General features: G+C 62.9%; 16 protein-coding genes. 15 read left to right on the forward strand and 1 reads right to left on the reverse strand.

What is annotated here, in order from left to right; translation table 11 throughout:
• Positions 1-494 precede the first annotated feature (494 nt).
• The 6 genes from gltB (at position 495) to CCC_RS10115 (ending at position 11502) form a co-directional block, all read left to right on the forward strand.
• Positions 495-5120, forward strand: a complete 4626-nt coding sequence (gene gltB / locus CCC_RS10090) for a glutamate synthase large subunit (RefSeq protein WP_041041429.1) — start codon at positions 495-497, stop codon at positions 5118-5120.
• Position 5121: 1 nt separating this feature from the next.
• Positions 5122-6540 (forward strand): glutamate synthase subunit beta, encoded by a 1419-nt coding sequence (locus tag CCC_RS10095; RefSeq protein ID WP_041041127.1) that lies wholly within the window; start codon positions 5122-5124, stop codon positions 6538-6540.
• Between the two features lie 318 nt (positions 6541-6858).
• Positions 6859-8547: a methyl-accepting chemotaxis protein gene (locus CCC_RS10100; protein WP_041041129.1), complete on the forward strand. Its 1689-nt coding sequence runs from the start codon at positions 6859-6861 to the stop codon at positions 8545-8547.
• Positions 8548-8625: 78 nt separating this feature from the next.
• Complete coding sequence (locus tag CCC_RS10105) at positions 8626-9837, forward strand: NnrS family protein (protein ID WP_009869102.1); 1212 nt, start codon at positions 8626-8628, stop codon at positions 9835-9837.
• 9 nt (positions 9838-9846) lie between these two features.
• Positions 9847-10572, forward strand: a complete 726-nt coding sequence (locus tag CCC_RS10110; protein ID WP_009869103.1) for an SAM hydrolase/SAM-dependent halogenase family protein — start codon at positions 9847-9849, stop codon at positions 10570-10572.
• Between the two features lie 105 nt (positions 10573-10677).
• Positions 10678-11502, forward strand: a complete 825-nt coding sequence (locus CCC_RS10115; RefSeq protein WP_041041131.1) for an MBL fold metallo-hydrolase — start codon at positions 10678-10680, stop codon at positions 11500-11502.
• Positions 11503-11577: 75 nt separating this feature from the next.
• Here the strand turns inward: CCC_RS10115 and CCC_RS10120 are convergent, their stop codons facing one another.
• Positions 11578-12033 (reverse strand): MucR family transcriptional regulator, encoded by a 456-nt coding sequence (locus CCC_RS10120; RefSeq protein ID WP_009869105.1) that lies wholly within the window; start codon positions 12031-12033, stop codon positions 11578-11580.
• 339 nt (positions 12034-12372) lie between these two features.
• Here CCC_RS10120 and rpiB point away from each other — a divergent pair, with 339 nt between their 5' ends.
• The 9 genes from rpiB (at position 12373) to thiL (ending at position 19591) form a co-directional block, all read left to right on the forward strand.
• Positions 12373-12816 (forward strand): ribose 5-phosphate isomerase B, encoded by a 444-nt coding sequence (gene rpiB / locus CCC_RS10125; RefSeq protein WP_041041133.1) that lies wholly within the window; start codon positions 12373-12375, stop codon positions 12814-12816.
• A gap of 43 nt (positions 12817-12859) precedes the next feature.
• A complete protein-coding gene (gene glyA / locus CCC_RS10130) occupies positions 12860-14143 on the forward strand; it encodes a serine hydroxymethyltransferase (RefSeq protein WP_041041135.1) in 1284 nt (427 codons plus the stop codon).
• Positions 14144-14214: 71 nt separating this feature from the next.
• The gene (nrdR, locus tag CCC_RS10135) at positions 14215-14676 is read left to right on the forward strand and encodes a transcriptional regulator NrdR (RefSeq protein ID WP_011384737.1); all 462 of its coding nucleotides are present in this window, start codon (positions 14215-14217) and stop codon (positions 14674-14676) included.
• Between the two features lie 31 nt (positions 14677-14707).
• Complete coding sequence (gene ribD, locus CCC_RS10140; RefSeq protein ID WP_009869110.1) at positions 14708-15784, forward strand: bifunctional diaminohydroxyphosphoribosylaminopyrimidine deaminase/5-amino-6-(5-phosphoribosylamino)uracil reductase RibD; 1077 nt, start codon at positions 14708-14710, stop codon at positions 15782-15784.
• 18 nt (positions 15785-15802) lie between these two features.
• Positions 15803-16396 carry a riboflavin synthase gene (locus CCC_RS10145; RefSeq protein ID WP_009869111.1) on the forward strand — a complete coding sequence of 198 codons (594 nt, stop codon included), beginning with the start codon at positions 15803-15805 and terminating at the stop codon, positions 16394-16396.
• Positions 16368-17516 carry a 3,4-dihydroxy-2-butanone-4-phosphate synthase gene (gene ribB / locus CCC_RS10150; RefSeq protein WP_052473088.1) on the forward strand — a complete coding sequence of 383 codons (1149 nt, stop codon included), beginning with the start codon at positions 16368-16370 and terminating at the stop codon, positions 17514-17516. The genes CCC_RS10145 and ribB overlap by 29 nt, the downstream gene beginning before the upstream one ends.
• Before the next feature lie 17 nt (positions 17517-17533).
• Positions 17534-17980 (forward strand): 6,7-dimethyl-8-ribityllumazine synthase, encoded by a 447-nt coding sequence (ribH, locus tag CCC_RS10155; protein ID WP_009869114.1) that lies wholly within the window; start codon positions 17534-17536, stop codon positions 17978-17980.
• Positions 17981-18101: 121 nt separating this feature from the next.
• A complete protein-coding gene (gene nusB / locus CCC_RS10160) occupies positions 18102-18572 on the forward strand; it encodes a transcription antitermination factor NusB (RefSeq protein WP_009869115.1) in 471 nt (156 codons plus the stop codon).
• Complete coding sequence (gene thiL / locus CCC_RS10165; protein WP_009869116.1) at positions 18569-19591, forward strand: thiamine-phosphate kinase; 1023 nt, start codon at positions 18569-18571, stop codon at positions 19589-19591. The genes nusB and thiL overlap by 4 nt, the downstream gene beginning before the upstream one ends.
• Positions 19592-19593: the final 2 nt, after the last annotated feature.

A 19593-nucleotide genomic window follows, 5' to 3' on the forward strand; every position in this document is an offset into this window, starting at 1 on the left:
GCGCGGGAGTTTTTCCCGTCTGCCCGGACGCCTGAATATTATTCATTAAATAAGGCCATCAAAATCGCACCCTGTCAAAGCATGGAATTACCGGACAAGGCTCATCGGGTGAATACCGTATCTCAAGGCTAGATCCCCAATTCCCGCGAGTCGAAATCTGTGATCTCCTCGAGAAGGAATGAGGGAATTGACCCTCCCTTTTACAAGGGGGCCGTCATAAGCCTGTGGTGACCGGTCAAGTCTATGCCCGCTTCCTGCCAGATCCCGTGCTTGTCCCAGGTGTCCCTTGGCATTGACCGACTCTGTCTGCGGGGGGGCCGCAACCTACTCTTGGCGAACTCGGCGGAATGCCGTATGAAGTCCAACTTGGCTGATCGCCGTCGGTGATCGGGCAGGGGGGCTGTCGTGCCCGCCCAAGGGACGGATTGGGTGTGTAGTCAGGCTTTGCGGCCGGTAGGGGGCGCAAGGCGGTATATAAGGAACATGAAGTGAAGATGAGCGGATTGCCCGAAGCACAGGGACTCTATGACCCGCGCCACGAACACGATGCCTGCGGTGTCGGCTTCATCGTCGATATCAAGAACCGCAAGTCGCATGACATCGTCCGCGACGGCCTCGAGATCCTGGTCAATCTCACCCATCGTGGCGCCGTTGGCGCCGATCCCAAGGCCGGTGACGGCGCGGGTATCCTGATTCAAATGCCCGATGCGTTTCTACGCGACGAGGCCGCCAAACTGGGCATTACCCTACCGCCCGAGGGCGCCTACGGCGCTGGCTGTGTGTTTCTGCCCCAAGACGCCGCCATCCGTAAGGCCTGTGAGGCTCATTGTGAGGCTCTGGTGAAGGCCGAAGGCCAGATCCTGTTGGGCTGGCGCGACGTCCCTACCGATTCGTCCAGCCTGGGCTATTCCGTGCTGCCCACCGTGCCGGTGGTGCGCATGGTGTTCATCGGCAAGGGTGAGGGCGTGGCCGACCAGAACGCTTTCGAGCGCAAGCTGTTCGTCATCCGCAAACAGGTATTCAACAAGGCCCCCGAAGGGTCCGAGCGTGATTTCTACATTCCGTCGCTGTCGACCCGCACCCTGATCTACAAGGGCATGCTGCTGGCCGATCAGGTGGGCGTGTTCTACAAGGAACTGAGCGACGAACGCATGGTCAGCGCGCTGGCCATGGTGCATCAGCGCTTCTCCACCAATACCTTCCCCTCCTGGCGTCTGGCCCATCCGTTCCGCATGATCAGCCATAACGGCGAGATCAACACGCTTCGCGGCAATCTGAACTGGATGAATGCGCGGCGTCAGACCATGGAATCCAGCGTTCTGGGCGATGATCTGGCCAAGCTGTGGCCGCTGATCCCCGAAGGCCAGTCAGATTCCGCCTGTTTCGACAACGCCTTGGAACTCCTGGTCATGGGCGGCTATCCGCTGGCCCATGCCATGATGATGCTGATCCCCGAAGCGTGGTCGGGCAATCCGCTGATGGACGAGAAGCGCAAGGCCTTCTACGAGTACCATGCCGCCCTGATGGAGCCGTGGGACGGCCCGGCGGCGGTGTGCTTCACCGATGGCCGCCAGATCGGCGCGACGCTGGACCGCAACGGCCTGCGTCCGGCCCGCTATCTGGTGACCAAGGACGACAAGTTCATGATGGCTTCCGAGATGGGTGTGCTGCCCATCGCCGAGGACCGCATCAAGAAGAAGTGGCGCCTGCAGCCCGGCAAGATGCTGCTGATCGACCTGGAACAAGGCCGCATCATCGACGATTCCGAGATCAAGGCCCAACTGGCCAATGACAAGCCCTATGCCGAGTGGCTGGCCCAGTCGCAGATCATGCTGGAAGACCTCGACATTCCGGTCGAGACGGTCAAGGCCGATCCGGCCACCCTGCTGGACCGTCAGCAGGCCTTCGGCTACACCCAGGAAGATGTGAAGTTCCTGCTGCACCCCATGGCCGTGACCGGCCAGGAAGCGGTGGGCTCCATGGGCACCGATACGCCCATCGCGGTGCTCTCGGCCAAGCCGAAGCTGCTGTTCAACTACTTCAAGCAGTGCTTTGCCCAGGTGACCAATCCGCCCATCGATTCCATCCGCGAGGAATCGGTGATGAGCCTGGTCTCGCTGATTGGTCCGCGTCCCAATCTGCTGGGCCTGGACAAGGATGGCGGCCACGCCAAGCGTCTGGAAGTGCGCCAGCCCATCCTCACCAACGAGGATCTGGAAAAGATCCGCCGCATCGAGAAGTTGCCCGGTTCGGGCTTCAAGTCGGTGACCATCGACATCACCTGGCCGGCCGCCGAAGGTCCCGGCGGGCTGGAAGCCGCCGTGGCCGGTATCTGCCGTCAGGCCAAGGCCAAGGTGACCGAGGGCTACAACATCATCGTCCTGTCCGACCGCTCGGTGGGGCCGGACAACGTGCCGGTTCCGTCCCTGCTGGCGGTGTCGGCGGTGCATCACTTCCTGATCCGCGAAGGCTTGCGCACCAAGGCGGGCCTGGTGGTGGAAACCGGCGAGGCGCGCGAGATCCATCACATGTGCGTGCTGGCCGGTTACGGCGCCGAGGCCATCAATCCCTATCTGGCCTTCGAGACGCTGGAAGAGATGCGCCCCAACCTGCCCGAGCCCCTGACCTCCTACGAGGTGCAGAAGCGCTACATCAAGGCCATGGACAAGGCCATCCTGAAGGTGATGGCCAAGATGGGCATCTCCACCTACCAGTCCTATTGCGGCGCCCAGATTTTCGACGCCATCGGCCTGTCGTCGGGCTTCCTCAATACCTATTTCGCCGGGACCTCCAGCCGGGTCGAGGGCATTTCCCTGATCGGCGTGGCCGAGGAGACGGTGCGGCGCCACCAGATCGCCTATTCCGACGCCCCCGTCTACCGCAACGCCCTGGATGTGGGCGGCGAATACGCCGTGCGCCTGCGCGGCGAGGAGCATGCCTGGACCAGCGAGACCATCGCCACCATGCAGCATGCGGTGCGCTCGGGCTCCATGGACAAGTTCCGTGAGTTCTCCAAGAATATCGACGATCAGAGCAAGCGTCTGCTGACCCTGCGTGGCCTGTTCGAGATCAAGCCCGCGGGCAATGGCATCTCCATCGACGAGGTGGAGTCCGCCAAGGAGATCGTCAAACGCTTTGTCACCGGCGCCATGTCGTTCGGCTCCATCTCTTATGAGGCCCACTCGACCCTGGCGGTCGCCATGAACCGCATCGGCGGCAAGTCCAATACCGGCGAAGGCGGCGAGGAGCCGGAGCGCTTCTTGCCCCTGGCCAATGGCGATTCCAAGCGTTCGGCCATCAAGCAGGTGGCGTCGGGACGTTTCGGCGTCACCGCCGAATATCTTGTCAATGCCGATGACATCCAAATCAAGATGGCCCAGGGCGCCAAGCCCGGCGAGGGCGGCCAGCTTCCCGGCCACAAGGTGGATAAGGTTATCGCGCGGGTGCGTCACTCCACCCCCGGCGTCGGCCTGATCAGCCCGCCGCCGCACCACGACATCTATTCCATCGAGGATCTGGCCCAGCTGATCTTCGACTTGAAAAACGTCAATCCCGCCGCCCGCATCTCGGTGAAGCTGGTCTCCGAGATCGGCGTGGGCACCGTGGCGGCTGGCGTGTCCAAGGCCAAGGCCGACCATGTGACCATTTCCGGCTTCGACGGCGGCACCGGTGCTTCGCCCCTGACCTCCATCAAGCATGCCGGTTCGCCCTGGGAGATCGGCCTGGCCGAGACTCATCAGACCCTGGTGCTCAATCAATTGCGCGGCCGCATCGTGGTGCAGGCCGATGGCGGCCTGCGCACGGGGCGCGACGTGATCATCGCCGCCCTGCTGGGCGCCGACGAATTCGGCTTCGCCACCGCGCCGCTGATCGCGGCGGGCTGCATCATGATGCGCAAGTGTCACCTCAACACCTGCCCCGTGGGCGTGGCCACCCAGGACCCCGAACTCAGGAAGCGTTTCGTGGGTCAGCCCGAGCATGTCATCAACTACTTCTTCTTCGTCGCCGAGGAAGTGCGCGAATGGATGGCCAAGCTGGGCGTGCGGTCGCTGTCGGAGCTGACCGGTCGCACCGATCTGCTCGACGTCAATCAGGCCATCAACCACTGGAAGGCCAAGGGCCTGGACTTCTCCAAGATGTTCCACCGTATCCCGTCCCAGCCGGGCGTGGCCGAACGTCATTGCGAGTCCCAGGAGCATGACCTGGACGACGCCCTTGATCGCGAACTGATCAACGAGGCCAAGCCAGCCCTGGACGACCGCATGTCGGTGCGGATCTCCAAGCCGGTGCGCAATGTCAACCGCACCGTGGGCGCCATGCTGTCGGGCGAGGTGGCCAAGCGTTTCGGCCATGGGGGCCTGCCGGGTGACACTATCCATGTCAAGCTGTCGGGCACCGCCGGTCAGAGCTTCGGCGCCTTCCTGGCGCGCGGTGTGACGCTGGAGCTGGAAGGCGAAGGCAACGACTATGTGGGCAAGGGCATTTCCGGCGGCCGGGTCATCATCTACCCGTCCAAGGATTTCAAGTCCCCGGCCGAGGACAACATCATCGTCGGCAATACCGTTCTTTACGGCGCCATCGAGGGTGAGTGCTACTTCCGTGGCGTGGCGGGCGAGCGTTTCGCCGTGCGTAACTCGGGCGCCATCGCGGTGGTCGAGGGCGTGGGCGATCACGGCTGCGAGTACATGACCGGCGGCGTGGTGCTGGTCATCGGCGCCACGGGCCGCAACTTCGCGGCGGGCATGTCGGGCGGCGTCGCCTATGTGCTGGACGAGGCGGGCGACTTCAAGAAGCGCTGCAACCTCTCCATGGTCGAACTGGAGCCGGTTGCCGCCGAGGAGGATGCCAACTCCAAGCACGAAAATCAGGCGGGTGATCTGGAAGGCCACGGCCTGGTGGACGTCATGGGCGACATGACCCGCGATGATGCGTCGCGCATCCAGGCCTTGCTGCGCAATCACCAGCATTACACAGGCTCCAAGCGAGCCCACGAGATCCTTCTGAACTGGGAATATTACATGCCGAAATTCGTCAAGGTGATGCCGGTGGATTACCGGCGAGCCCTGCTCGAGATGCAGAAGGCGCAGGAGCCCAAGGTCGCGGCTGGGGGAGGGCGCTGAAATGGGAAAGGCTACCGGTTTCAAGGAATTCGAGCGCAAGACCCCGGGCTATGAGGCCCCGGCCGAGCGCGTGAAGCATTATCGCGAATTCACCACGCCGCTGACCAACGAGGAATTGGCCTGCCAGGGGGCGCGCTGCATGGATTGCGGCATTCCCTTCTGTCACCAGGGCTGCCCGGTCAACAATATCATTCCCGACTGGAATGATCTGGTGTACCGCAACCGTTGGCAGGAGGCCGCCGAGGTTCTCCACTCGACCAACAATTTCCCGGAATTCACCGGCCGCGTCTGCCCGGCTCCTTGCGAGGCGGCGTGCACGCTCAACATTACCGACAGCCCCGTGGCCATCAAGACCATCGAACATGCGGTGGTCGAACGCGCCTTCGCCGAAGGCTGGCTGGTGCCCGATCTGCCGAAGCGCGAGACCGGAAAGATGGTGGCGGTGGTGGGCGGCGGCCCGGCTGGCATGGCGGCGGCGCAGCAACTGGCCCGCGCCGGCCACGCCGTGACCCTGTTCGAGAAGAACGCCCAGGTGGGCGGTCTGCTGCGCTACGGCATTCCCGACTTCAAGTTGGAGAAGGCGGTCATCGACCGCCGCGTGGCGCAAATGGAGGCCGAGGGCGTCACCATTCGGGCCAACACCCATGTGGGTGTGACGTTCCCGGTCAAGGACCTGCTGGACGGTTTCGATGCCGTCGTGCTGACGGGTGGTTCGGAAAAGCCGCGTGATCTGCCGGTTCCAGGACGCGAGCTGAACGGCGTTCATTTCGCCATGGACTTCCTCACCCAGCAGAACCGACGCAATTCGGGCGAGGCGGTCGGCGTCGCCGATATCCTGGCCAAGGGCAAGAAGGTCGTGGTGATCGGCGGCGGCGATACCGGCGCCGACTGCGTCGGCACCTCCAACCGCCAGGGCGCCGCCTCCATCACTCAGATCGAGATCATGCCCCGTCCGCCTGAAAAGGAGGACAAGGGCCTGTCCTGGCCATTATGGCCCAATCGGCTGCGGACCTCGTCCTCCCATGATGAAGGCTGCGAGCGCCGCTGGGCGGTCTCCACCGTGCGTTTCACGGGCAAGGACGGCCAGGTCACCGGCCTCGACTGCACCGAGGTGGATGCCAAGTTCCAACCCATTCCCGGCACCGAGTTCAAACTGGAGGCCGATCTGGTCCTGCTGGCCATGGGCTTCGTCCATCCTGTCCATGAGGGACTGGTTGAGGGTCTGGGACTGGAGAAGGACGGGCGCGGCAATGTCAAGGCCGACACCATCGCCTATCAGACCAATAATCCCAAGGTTTTCGCCGCTGGCGACATCCGCCGCGGTCAGAGCCTGGTGGTCTGGGCCATCCGCGAGGGGCGTCAGGCGGCGCGCGCCGTGGATGCCTTTCTCATGGGCTCCAGCGACCTGCCTGCCTGCTGAATTGCTTAGTATCGGGGAGGGTGCCGACCAGACAAGTGGCGCCCTCCCTAGAGATCTTTTCGATATTAGTGAACGCCATTGATTTTGTTAGTGGCCATAACAAAATCAAGAAAGCGAATTCACAAAATCAAATTCTGCGAATTTACGCCGTCTTCTTTTCATAATGCTGTTTTCTTAGAGTGGTGCGCCCGATGGCTTGCGCCAATGGTATGCATATTCGAAATCGGTATTTGGACTTATTGACTAGTACAGAAGGTCGTCATAGAACGGATAAAGATGGAGGGTCCGTATCAATATCGGCCTTGGGATATATGTCGAATGTCTATCAGTAATTGGCGTTTCAGAGCCAAGATTCTTCTCATCGTTGTGCTGTCGCTGCTGGGTATGGCGACGATCATCGCGGTGAATCTCGCCAATCTCCATGACGAGTTGATGACGGCCCGCAAGGTCAAGACCCAGCATGTGGTCGAAACCGCTCACAGCGTCATCAGCCATTACGTCAAACTGGCCAAATCCGGTCAGATGACCACCGAGGCCGCCCAGGCTGCCGCTATCGACGCCATCAAGAACATGCGCTATTCCGGAACCGAGTATTTCTGGATCAACAGCCTGGCGGGCAAGATGGTCGTCCACCCCATCCGCCCCGACATGCAAGGCCAGGACCTGATGGGTCTGAAGGATCCGGCGGGCAAGAATTTCTTCGCCTCGATGATTGAGGTGGTCAATAAGGACAAGGCCGGTTTCGTCGATTATCTGTGGCCCAAACCCGGATTCGACAAGCCGGTTCCCAAGCTGTCCTACGTCAAGGGGATAGATGAATGGGCGTGGCTGGTGGGGTCGGGCATCTATATCGATGACGTGGACACCGCTTTTCGCGCCGAGGTCGTTCAAATTGGCGGCATCGTGGCTGGTGTGGTGTTTATAGTGTTGCTGGTGTCCTGGTGGATCGGCAAGAACGTTGTCGATGGCATGCACAATGTCACCGGCGGAATCCGCAAACTGGCCGAGGGCGACACCGCTGTCGAGATCAGGGGGGCTGATCGCGGCGACGAGATCGGTGATCTGGTCCGTGCCGCTGAGATCTTTCGCGAACACTCTCTGACCATGGAACGGATGTCGGCGGAACGGGCTGAAAATCGCCGTCAGGCAGAGGTGGAACGCCGCTCCACCCTGTCCGGTCTGGCCGACGAGTTGGAGCGCGGCGTCAAATCGACCGTGGTGATGGTCAGCGATTCCGCCAATCGCATGCAGACGACGGCCAATGGCATGGCGGGTTCTATCGATCACGCCTCGCGGGAAAGTCAGGCCGTGGCGGCGGCTGCCCAGCAGACCTCGTCCAACGTGGAAACAGTGGCCGCCGCGGCCGAGGAATTGTCGTCATCCATTCGCGGCATCGGCGCTCAGGTGATGGAAAGCGCTCATATCGCCAAGGAGGCTGTTGACGCCGCCAACCGCACCGATTCCGTGGTGCGCGGCCTGTCCGAGGCCGCCGACCGGATCGGAGAGGTGGTGCGCCTGATCAATGATATCGCAGGTCAGACCAATTTGCTGGCTCTGAACGCCACCATCGAGGCCGCTCGGGCGGGCGAGGCTGGCAAGGGCTTCGCCGTGGTGGCCAATGAGGTCAAGCATCTGGCCAGCCAGACCGCCAGGGCCACCGAAGAGATCGGCCAGCAGATCGCCTCCATCCAATCGACCACTGCCGACGCGGTGGGTGCCATCGAGTCCATCGGCAAAACCATCGGCCGCATGGATGAGATTGCCGGTTCCATCGCCGATGCGGTGGAGCAGCAGGGCGCGGCGACTCAGGAAATCGCCCGCAATGTCCACGAGGCGGCCGATGGGGCAGAGGAGGTATCGCGCCACATCTCCTCCATCAGCCGGACCGCATCGGAAGCCGGTGTGGCAGCCCGCGAATTGTTGGAAGCGGCGGCGGAATTGGCTGGAGAGTCCGAAACCCTGCGCAGCGGCGTGGACCGTTTCCTGGGCGAAGTGCGGGCAATGTAGCCGTCTTGACTGTCCTCAAGGCGATATGACCGGCGGTGGGGCACCATTCGCCGGTCTTTCGTTTGAGGATGTTCGTTCATGGCCACGATTCCGTTGATGGAACCCGTCTACAAGGGCTCGCGGGGGCCGGTGTTCTTTGCCGCCGGGTTTCGCCCGTTCTTTCTGTTCGCCGCCATCCAGGCCGCGGTCATGCTGCCTGTCTGGCTATTGGCATTTGCCGGAATTCTCCCCGTTCCGGCCAACTGGAATCCGGTGGTCTGGCATTCCCATGCCATGGTCTTCGGGCTGGGCGGCGCGGCGGTGGGCGGCTTTCTGCTGACAGCGGTTCCCAACTGGACCAATTCCCACCATGTGTCGGGCAGGCCGTTGATGGCGCTGTTCGGCCTGTGGCTGGCTGGGCGCGCAGCCGTTGCCCTGGCTGGAATTCTACCGCCGCTCCTGGTGGCGGCCATCGATCTTGGTTATCTGCCGCTTCTGGCCTATCTCCTGGCCAAGCCCCTGATTCAGGCTGGCAAGTGGCGCAACATCGTTTTTCTACCCATTCTCGGCGTTTTGTGGCTGGCCGGGATGTGCGCCCATATCGAGGCGCTGACCGGTCATGTGGCGGGGCTCAAGGGCGTGACTCTGGGCATTTTCATCTTGTTGCTGATGATTGCCATCGTGGGCGGACGCATTATTCCCTCCTTCACCCAGAATTGGCTGCGCATGCAGGGCCGACCGGTGGATGTCGCCCCGGTGGGCTGGATCGAAAGCGGCGGGGCAGGGGGCATCGTCGCCCTGGCGGGGCTCGCCCAGGTCTTGCTGCCGTCGTCGCCTCTGGCAGGAGGGACGTTGCTGCTTGCGGCGTTGGTCCATGCCTGGCGGCTGTCGGGCTGGCATGGGCTCAAGGTCGTCTCCAGTCCCATTCTCGTCATCTTGCATGTGGGCTATGCCTGGATGGTTTTGGGCTTCGCCTTGCTGGGGCTGTCGGCGTTCATCGCATCTCTGCCGCCTTCGGCCGCTTTGCACGCCCTGACCGCAGGGGCCATCGCCACCATGATCATGGCGGTGATGAGCCGTGCCGCGCTGGGCCATGCCGGTCATCCGCTGGTGGTTTCCAAGCTTACGGTCTGGGCCTATGGCCTGATTTCGGCGGGTGCACTGCTTCGCGTGGTGGCCCCGGTCATTCCCGACGGCATGATGGTTCTCACCATGATGGGGGGCGGGGTGTGGACCCTTGCCTGGCTGCTGTATGTGGTGGTCTACTTTCCCATCTGCACCCGTCCGCGCGCCGACGGGCGGCCTGGGTGAGGTGATGCGATGATTGTCTTTTTCACCGATTTCGGGGCGCAGGGCCCCTATCTCGGCCAGATGGAGATGGTCATCCGCCGCGCCCTGCCCACCGAACCGGTGGTCAATCTTTTGGCCGACGCCCCCCGGTTCGATCCCAAGTCATCGGCCTATCTGCTGGCCGCGCTCTCACCCGGCATTCCCCGCCAGTCCGTGGTTCTGGCGGTGGTGGATCCGGGTGTGGGCGGCGAGCGACTGCCCCTGGTGGTGGAAGCCGACGGCGTGCTGTTCGTCGGCCCGGATAACGGGCTGTTTGAGCCCTTGATCCGCCGTTCCGGGTCGATTCGGGCCTGGGAAATCGTCTGGCGGCCCGAACGCATGTCGGCCAGCTTTCACGGCCGCGATCTTTTCGCACCCATCGCCGCGCGTCTGGCTGCGGGGCTCGGGCCCGAGGATGCCGGGTGCCGGACCATGGAGGCGCCGCGCCGACCGGATTGGCCCGATGATCTGGCGGCCATCATTTATCATGATCATTACGGCAATGCCTGGACCGGTTTGCGCGCCGCTATTCTGGGCGAGACTACGGTTTTACGGGCCGGAGGGCATGACTTTCACCGGGCGCGGACTTTTTCCGATGTCCCGCCGGGCAAGGGCTTTTGGTACGAAAATTCGGCGGGACTGGCCGAAATCGCCGTCAATGGCGGTTCAGCCGCCAGATTGCCATCACTGGCCCTTGGTGCTTGCGTTACAAAATAACTTACATTCTTTCTTATTTTTCCACATTTGTGTGACCAAATGCATATGACAGGGCCGGTTCGGCGGTTACAGTCGCACCCTGGGGGCTGACGCGGGAGCGAGGGAATGGTTTGCACGGTGAAGTTTTGGGGGGTGCGAGGAAGCATCGCCTGTCCTTCGCCCGAGCATGTGGTCTATGGCGGCAACACGTCTTGTATTGCTGTTACCACCGAAGCCGGGATCGTGGTCTTTGATGCCGGAACGGGAATCCGGTCCCTGGGGCGCGAGATTATCGGGCGTGGCGTCGGCCATGCCCAGTTGTTCTTCACCCATACCCATTGGGACCATATCAACGGCTTTCCCTTCTTTGCCCCCGCTTATAATCCGGCCTTCCGCCTCGATATTCACGGACCAAAGCAGGAGGGAAGCCCGCGCGGCATCCAGCATGTCCTGACCGGCCAGATGGAAACACCCAATTTTCCCGTGCCCCTGGCCGCCATGCGCGGCATCGTTTCGTATGAAGATTTCGAGGTGGGGTCCGTCTTTTCTCCCTATGACGGCGTCACGCTGCGTACGGCGCCCCTGCGCCATCCCAATGGCGCCTGCGGGTATCGTCTGGAGACCGAAGGCGTCGCCATGGCCTATATCACCGATACCGAGCATCTGCCCGGCACGCCGGACGAGAATGTCTTGTTCCTGATGCGGGGCGCCGATCTGGTGATCTACGACTGCACCTATACGGATGAGCAGTTTCCGTCCAAGGTCGGATGGGGCCATTCCACCTGGCAGGAGGGGGTCCGCCTGGCCCGCGCCGCTGGCGTGAAGCGTCTGGCCATCTTCCACCATGATCCCGAGCACACCGATGTCGTCATGGCCGCCATCGAGGCCGAGGCCGTCCAGTCATGGGATGGCGTGGTCGTCGCTCGCGACGGCATGGAAATTCAGCTTTAGAAGCTCGTCTGTCTCGAAAACAATAACGGCGCGGAGTACTGGGCTCCGCGCCGTTCATTGTTTGCGAAATTCGCCTTAGCGGCGGCCGCGGCGGACCGGCTTATCGGCGGTTTCGCCAGCCTTGCGGCCCAAGCCGATCTTCTTGGCGAAGTCAGAGCGCTGTGCGGCGTAGTTGGGGGCGACCATGGGATAGTCGGGCGGCAGGCCCCACTTCACCCGATACTCGTCCGGGGTCATGTTGTAAGTGGTGCGCAGATGCCGCTTCAGCATCTTCAGCTTCTTGCCGTCTTCGAGACAGATGATGTAGTCGGGGGTCACCGACTTCTTGACCGCGATGGCAGGCTTCGGCGCTTCGGACTTTGCTTCCGGCTGGCCACCCTCGAGGGACGAAAGCGATCCGTAGACCGTATTGATCAATTCCGGCAATTGTCCTGCGGGAACCGGGTTCTTTCCCACATAGGCGGCAACTACGTCGACGGCCATGCGCAGCAGGTCGTCACGATTGGTTTTATCCGAGTTGATGTCGCTCATCTGGCTATCCGACCACGGTTTGTTGACATTATTGATTCAATGAATGCATGGAGGAACTTTAGTGTCAATTGGAAATTGCATCTTCTGAATAATGAGTTCTTTGGTTCGGCGTGAACAGCAATAATCATCATCCGTTAGGATGGGGGTTTAACCCGATGGTCTGTGTAGCCGTCAAGGGTTCTATTGGTACATACCCTCGTCTTGATACTTTTTTTGAAGTCGCGGTGGATGATCCGTGTCGCAGTCGTTCGTGCCCCATGAGCTTGTGGCGCATTGGCAAGACGGTCCGACATATGGTATCTAGCCCACTCGGACACAGATCGCCGGGGTAGGGTAAGAATGAGCGCGAAAATCATGGCCATTGCCTGCGATCATGGCGGTGTCGATCTCAAGGACGTGCTGATCAAGGATCTGGCCGCATCGGGCTGGACGGTTCTTGACCTGGGGACCGACGGACCCGAGTCCGTCGATTATCCTGATTTCGCGGTCAAGCTGGCCCAGGCCCTGAAGGACGGCAAGGCCGAACGCGGCGTTCTGCTCTGCGGCACCGGCATCGGCATCTCCATCGCCGCCAACCGTTTCGATCATATCCGCGCAGCCCTGGTGCACGACGCTTTCGGCGCCCGAATGTGCCGTCAGCACAATGACGCCAATGTTCTTGTCATGGGCGGGCGCACCATCGGTCCCGAAGTGGCGCGCGATTGCCTGAAGATTTTCACCGAGACCGAATTCGAGGGCGGCCGTCATGCGCGGCGCGTCTCCAAGTTGTCCGCTAACGGATAAAACTCCGCCACACCACCACGACCGACTGCCAGAAAGAGATCCGATGTCCAGCGCACCCACCGACGCCTTTTTCCGCACTTCGCTCGCCGAGCGTGATCCCGAGGTCTTCGCGGCCATCACCAGCGAGTTGAAGCGCCAGCAGGATCAGATCGAGCTGATCGCTTCCGAGAACATCGTGTCGCGCGCGGTTCTCGAGGCCCAGGGGTCTGTGCTGACCAACAAATACGCCGAGGGTTATCCCGGCAAGCGTTATTACGGCGGCTGCGAGTTTGTCGATATCGCCGAAAGCCTGGCCATCTCGCGCGCCTGTCAGATCTTCGGCTGCACCTACGCCAATGTTCAGCCCAGTTCGGGCTCCCAGGCCAATCAGGGCGTCTATATGGCGCTGCTGCAGCCGGGCGATACCGTCATGGGTATGAGCCTGGCGGCCGGTGGTCACCTGACCCATGGCGCCTCTGTCAACCAGTCGGGCAAGTGGTTCAAGGCCGTTCAATACGGCGTGCGCAAGCAAGATTCCCAGATCGACTTCGCCGAGGTCGAGGAACTGGCCCGCACCCATAAGCCCAAGCTGATCATCGCCGGTGGTTCCGCCTATCCGCGCACCATCGACTTCGCCCGCTTCCGCAAGATCGCCGATGAGGTGGGGGCGTTCTTCATGGTCGATATGGCGCATTTCGCCGGTCTGGTGGCGGGTGGCGCCTATCCCAACCCGCTGCCCCATGCCCATGTGGTGACCACCACCACCCACAAGACGCTGCGCGGTCCGCGCGGCGGCATGATCCTGTCCAACGACGCCGATATCGGCAAGAAGATCAACTCGGCCATCTTCCCCGGCATCCAGGGTGGCCCCTTGATGCATGTCATCGCGGGCAAGGCGGTGGCCTTCGGCGAGGCGCTGAAGCCCGAGTTCAAGCTCTATGCCCGCCAGGTGGTGGACAATGCCCGCGCCCTGGCCGACACCTTGGTGCGCCGGGGCCTGGACATCGTCTCGGGCGGCACCGATTCCCACCTGATGCTGGTGGATCTGCGGCCCAAGAAGCTGACCGGCAAGGCCGCCGAGGCCAGCCTGGAACATGCGGGCATGACCTGCAACAAGAACGGTATTCCCTTCGACCCGGAAAAGCCGACCATCACCTCGGGCGTGCGTCTGGGCACGCCAGCGGCGACCACGCGCGGTTTCGGCATCGAAGAGTTCAAGAAGGTGGGCGAGCTGATCGGCGACGTACTCGACGGTCTGGCCGCCAACCCAGAGGATAATTCGGCGGCCGAGGCCCGTGCGCGGGCCGAGGTGGCTGAGCTGTGCCGGCGCTTCCCGATCTATTCGTAAGGCGTCCATCAACCAAGATTAAAGGGCGGGGGCCTGTTTAAGCCTCCGCCGGTCTACCGGGGGGAAAGATCATGCGGTGTCCGTTTTGCGGTCACGACGATACCCAGGTGAAGGATTCGCGGCCGACCGAGGATAACTCGGCCATCCGGCGGCGGCGGTCCTGCCCGGAATGTGGTTCGCGCTTCACCACCTTCGAGCGGGTGCAGATCCGCGATCTGGTGGTGATCAAGAAGGATGGCGGCCGTTCGCCCTTCGACCGCGACAAGGTGTTGAAGTCGCTACGCATCGCGCTTCGCAAGCGCCCCGTGGATGACGAGCAGATCGAACGCATCGTCAACGGCATCCATCGCCGCCTGGAAAGCATGGGTGAAAACGAGGTGCCGTCCAAGTTCATCGGCGAACTGGTGATGGAGGTGCTGATGGACCTCGACAAGGTCGCCTATGTCCGCTACGCCTCGGTATACCGCAATTTCCGCGAAGCCAAGGACTTCGAGGATTTCCTGGGGAAGATGGTTGTCCCACGCCTCGACTGACCGCACGCAGTCCGAAATCGATCTGGGCCATATGCGGGCCGCTCTGGCGCTTGCCCGGCGCGGCTTGGGTACTGTGTGGCCCAATCCGGCCGTGGGCTGCGTCATCGTGCGCGATGGCAGGGTGGTGGGACGCGGCTGGACCCAGCCGGGCGGACGCCCCCATGCCGAGACCGAAGCCCTGGCCATGGCGGGACGCGCGGCCAATGGTGCCACGGTCTATGTGACCCTGGAGCCTTGCGCCCATCACGGCAAGACGGCGCCATGCGCCGACGCCCTGATCGCCGCCGGTGTGTCCCGCGTTGTGGTCGCCGTGCAGGACCCGGATTCCCGTGTGGCGGGCAAGGGCATCGACCGTCTGCGGGTGGCGGGCATTCCGGTGACCGAGGGCGTGTTGCACGCCGAGGCCTCGGAACTGAATGCCGGTTTCTTTCTGCGCATCAATACCGGTCGGCCCCTGGTGACCCTGAAGCTGGCCACAACCCTGGACGGCCGCATCGCCACCCATACCGGGGAAAGCCGCTGGATCACCGGCGAACAGGCCCGTGCGGCGGCTCATCTGCTGCGCGCCGAGACCGACGCCATCATGGTGGGGAGCGGTACGGCCCTGCATGACGACCCCGATCTCACGTGCCGCCTGCCGGGACTGGTGGAGCGCTCGCCGGTCCGCGTGGTGGTGGACGGGCGGTTGCGCCTGCCGCTGACCAGCCGGTTGGTTTCCACCGCCAATGAGGTTCCCACCTGGCTGCTGACGCTGGAGGATTGCGATTCCGACCGGCGCGAGGCCTATGAGGATGCCGGTGTGGACGTGGTCGAGGTCTCGCCCGGTCCCGACGGCGCCGTCGATCTTGAACTGGCCTTGCAGGCCCTGGGCGAAAGCGGCGTGACGCGGGTGCTGGTGGAGGGTGGTGCCCATCTGTCCGCCGCCTTGCTGCGCGCCGGTCTGGTGGACCGCATGGTCTGGTTCCGGGCGCCGCGCCTGATGGGCGGCGACGGTTTGCCTGCCGCCGTTTCCTTCGGCATCGACCATCTGGCCCAGACCCCCCATTTCGAACGCGTCGAAATCCGTGCCCTCGGCGACGACGTGATGGAAACCTATATCCGTCTATAGCAAACCAGTGAGGTTCCCATGTTCACCGGCATCGTCACCGATCTCGGCGTGGTGCGCCGTATCGTTCGCGGCGAGGGGCGCGAAGCCCGTTTCGAGATAGCCAGCCGCTACGACACCGCAACCATCGCCATCGGCGCCAGCATCGCCCATAACGGCGTCTGCCTGACCATCATCGAGGTGGGGCCGGACTGGCATGCGGTGGAAGCCTCTGCCGAGACCTTGTCCAAGACCACCCTGGGCGGTTGGGTCGAAGGCTCCAAGGTCAATCTGGAACGGGCTCTCAAAGTGGGCGACGAACTGGGCGGCCATATCGTTTCCGGCCATGTGGACGGCGTCGCCAAGGTGGTGGATATCCGCCCCGAGAACGAATCCCTGCGCTTTACCTTCGAAACGCCCGCCGATCTGGCCTGTTTTGTGGCGCCCAAGGGTTCGGTGGCGCTGGACGGCGTGTCGCTGACTGTCAACGAGGTTGACGGTCGGCGCTTCGGGGTCAACATCATTCCCCATACCCAGTCGGTGACGACCTTCGGCACCTATCGCCCCGGCCATGAGGTGAATATGGAAATCGACATGCTGGCACGCTATGTTGCCCGCCTGTTGCAAAAGGACTGACACCTTGGTTTCCGAATATCATCAGTACCTGTCATCCATCGAGGACATCATCGAAGAGGCCCGCCAGGGCCGCATGTTCATCCTGGTGGACGACGAGGACCGCGAGAACGAGGGTGATCTGGTCATCCCCGCCGATATGGCCAATGCCGATGCCATCAACTTTATGGCCCGGTTTGGGCGTGGACTTATCTGTCTGTCCCTGACTCGGGGCCGTTGCGAGCATTTGGGCCTCAAGCCCATGAGCAGCGATAACGGCACCCGCATGGAAACCGCTTTCACGGTGTCTATCGAGGCACGCGAAGGCGTCACCACCGGCATCTCGGCGGCGGATCGCGCTACCACCATCAAGGCCGCCATCGATGTCGACAAGAACCGCTATGACATCGTCAGCCCCGGTCACGTCTTCCCGCTGATGGCCCGAGAGGGCGGCGTTCTGGTGCGCGCCGGGCATACCGAGGCCGCAGTGGATATCTCGCGTCTGGCCGGGCTCAATCCCTCGGGCGTGATCTGCGAGATCATGAACGACGACGGCACCATGGCCCGCATGCCCGATCTGGTGAAGTTCGCCCAGCATCACGGGCTGAAGATCGCCACCATCGCCGATCTGATCGCCTATCGCCGCCGCAATGACAAGATCGTGGCGCGCGAGGTGGAGACGCCTTTCCATTCCAAATGGGGCGGCGACTGGACCATGGTGGTCTATACCAACACCGTGGCCTATGCCGAGCATATCGCCCTAGTCAAGGGCGACCTCAACGCCGCGGGGCCGGTGATGGTTCGTGTCCACGCCGTCAACATTCTCGACGATGTCCTGGGCGACCAGGGGTCGGGCAAGGCGGGCGAGCTTCATTCCGCCATGGAAATGATTGCGGCTCACGGCAGTGGCGTGGTGGTTCTAATCCGCGAGCCGCGCCCCACCAGCCTGTCGGACACGGTGCGCGCCCATCTGGAACACCGCCCGGCGGTTCCGGCTTTGCGCGATTACGGCGTCGGCGCTCAGATCCTGCTGGATCTTGGGGTCCGTGAAATGATTTTGCTGTCCAACACCAAGCGTTCCATCATTGGCCTCGATGGCTATGGCATGAAGCTGGTGGAGCAGCGGCCGATTCCGGTCGGCTGACACAAGGAGAAAACGCGATGACACGCGTTCTGATCATCGAAGCCCGCTTTTACGACCACATCGCCGACGGCCTGCTGGCCGGGGCGAGGGCCGAATTCGACAAGGCCGGGGTGGCCCATGACCTGCTGGTGGTGCCGGGCATCTTCGAACTGCCTGCCGCGCTGAAACTGGTGCTGACCGCCGCCGAGCAGGGCAATGAAAAGGCCCGCTATGACGGCTTTGTCACCCTGGGCTGTGCCATCCGCGGCGAGTCCGATCATTACCACCATGTGGGCACCGAGTGCATGCGGGGCATCGCCGATCTGTCCATGGCCTATGACCTGGCCCTGGGCAACGGCGTGCTGACCGTCCATAACGAAGCCCAGGCCCTGGCGCGGTCCGATCCGGCGCGCAAGAATCTGGGAGGGCAAGCGGCGCGGGCCTGCCTGCGCATGATGGCGGTCAAGCGCGAGCTGGGCCTATGAGCGACCGTAGGGAGCGCGGGCGCGTTGAGCGCCCCGGAGCGATGCCGGAGCGAAGCGAAGGCAGGAAGCGGAGGAGCCAAGCGCGCTCAGGCGCGCGCCCGGCGCTTGAGGGGCTAATGCAATGAACACTTCCAATCCTTCCGTCGCCAAGCGCAGCGCCGCGCGCCTCGCCGCCGTTCAGGTCCTCTATCAGATGGAGATGACCGGGACCGACTGCGAACGCGCCCTGCAGGACGCCAAGGATCGCCGGGCCGCCGAGCCCAAGGGACGCATGGCCGATCCCGATTCCTCGCTGCTCAATCAGGTGGTGCGCGGGGTTTCCGCCCAGTTGGAGGATATCGACCGCCATGTGGGCGGCGCTCTGTCCGGCGACTGGACCGTGGAGCGGCTGGAAGCCGTGCTGCGCGCCATCATCCGTGGCGGTGCCTGGGAATTGTCTGCCCGGCCTCAGACCCCAGCCCGGGTCTGCATCTCCGAATGGGTCGACGTGGCCCACGCCTTTTATTCCGGCCCCGAACCGGGATTGGTCAACGCCGTACTCGATCATCTTGCCCAGACGCTGCGGGGCGGAGAAATGGGCAAGGGCGGGTGAGCGTGACAGGCGGGGCGCCCGACGAATTCGGCCTGATCGCCGAGTTGTTCGCTCCGCTCGCCGCCGGTTTTCCCGGCGCTCTGGGCCTTGCCGACGATGCCGCCTTCATTGCCGCCGAACCGGGTTTCGACACGGTCGCCACCATGGATTCCATGGTGGCGGGCGTGCATTTCCTGCCCGATGATCCTCCCGATCTGATTGCCCGCAAGCTGATCCGGGTCAATTTGTCCGATCTGGCGGCCAAGGGGGCCGAGCCCCGGTTCCTGATGCTGTCGGCCGCCTTTCCCCGGGATGTGGGGCAGGATTGGCTGCGCGCCTTCGGGGCTGGTCTGGCCGAGGATGTGAGGACATTCGGTATCCATCTGATCGGCGGCGACACGGTATCGACGCCGGGACCGCTGACCCTGACGCTGACCGCTTTGGGGCGGGTCAAGGCGGGGCGGGGGCTCAAGCGCTCGGGGGCCAAGGCCGGAGATACGGTCTGGGTATCGGGCAGTATCGGTGACGGTGCCCTGGGGCTTAAGGCCATCCGAGGGCTTTTGACCGGGATATCCGCCGCGTACGGAGAATTTCTCTCCGGGCGCTACCGCCTGCCACACCCCCGCGTGAGCCTTGGCCCAAGGTTATTGGACTTGGCCCATGGAGCAATGGACGTTTCGGACGGCCTGGTTCAGGATCTCGGGCATCTGTGCCGGGCCTCCGGCCTGGCGGCCAGGATCGAGGCGGCGCGAATTCCTTTGTCGCCAGCCGCCGCCGCCGCGTTGGAACTGGACCAGTCCCTGCTTGCCTCGGTGCTGACGGGAGGCGATGATTACGAATTGCTGTTCACCGCGTCCGCCGAGGCCGCCGAGACCTTGGCGGATCTGTCCTCCCAACTGGGCGTGGCGCTCACCGGCATCGGCAGGGTGGAGCCGGGGGACACGGGAAAAGTGACGGTGATCGGAGCGGATGGCCGGGAAATTCCGGTCGTGCAAGGAGGCTGGCGCCATTTTGGCGGCGGCTCGCAATCGGGGGAATAGCG

The organism is Paramagnetospirillum magnetotacticum MS-1, assembly GCF_000829825.1.
In the GTDB taxonomy this organism is placed as follows: Bacteria; Pseudomonadota; Alphaproteobacteria; order Rhodospirillales; family Magnetospirillaceae; genus Phaeospirillum; species Phaeospirillum magnetotacticum.

Coding starts and splice junctions, on each gene's coding strand:
- nusB (WP_009869115.1), top strand. CDS start 18,102: ATGAACACTTCCAATCCTTCCGTCGCCAAGCGCAGCGCCGCGCGCCTC.
- nrdR (WP_011384737.1), top strand. CDS start 14,215: ATGCGGTGTCCGTTTTGCGGTCACGACGATACCCAGGTGAAGGATTCG.
- rpiB (WP_041041133.1), top strand. CDS start 12,373: ATGAGCGCGAAAATCATGGCCATTGCCTGCGATCATGGCGGTGTCGAT.
- gltB (WP_041041429.1), top strand. CDS start 495: ATGAGCGGATTGCCCGAAGCACAGGGACTCTATGACCCGCGCCACGAA.
- ribH (WP_009869114.1), top strand. CDS start 17,534: ATGACACGCGTTCTGATCATCGAAGCCCGCTTTTACGACCACATCGCC.
- ribB (WP_052473088.1), top strand. CDS start 16,368: ATGTTGCCCGCCTGTTGCAAAAGGACTGACACCTTGGTTTCCGAATAT.
- CCC_RS10120 (WP_009869105.1), bottom strand. CDS start 12,033: ATGAGCGACATCAACTCGGATAAAACCAATCGTGACGACCTGCTGCGC.
- glyA (WP_041041135.1), top strand. CDS start 12,860: ATGTCCAGCGCACCCACCGACGCCTTTTTCCGCACTTCGCTCGCCGAG.
- CCC_RS10110 (WP_009869103.1), top strand. CDS start 9,847: ATGATTGTCTTTTTCACCGATTTCGGGGCGCAGGGCCCCTATCTCGGC.
- CCC_RS10145 (WP_009869111.1), top strand. CDS start 15,803: ATGTTCACCGGCATCGTCACCGATCTCGGCGTGGTGCGCCGTATCGTT.
- CCC_RS10100 (WP_041041129.1), top strand. CDS start 6,859: ATGTCTATCAGTAATTGGCGTTTCAGAGCCAAGATTCTTCTCATCGTT.
- CCC_RS10115 (WP_041041131.1), top strand. CDS start 10,678: ATGGTTTGCACGGTGAAGTTTTGGGGGGTGCGAGGAAGCATCGCCTGT.
- ribD (WP_009869110.1), top strand. CDS start 14,708: ATGCGGGCCGCTCTGGCGCTTGCCCGGCGCGGCTTGGGTACTGTGTGG.
- CCC_RS10095 (WP_041041127.1), top strand. CDS start 5,122: ATGGGAAAGGCTACCGGTTTCAAGGAATTCGAGCGCAAGACCCCGGGC.
- CCC_RS10105 (WP_009869102.1), top strand. CDS start 8,626: ATGGCCACGATTCCGTTGATGGAACCCGTCTACAAGGGCTCGCGGGGG.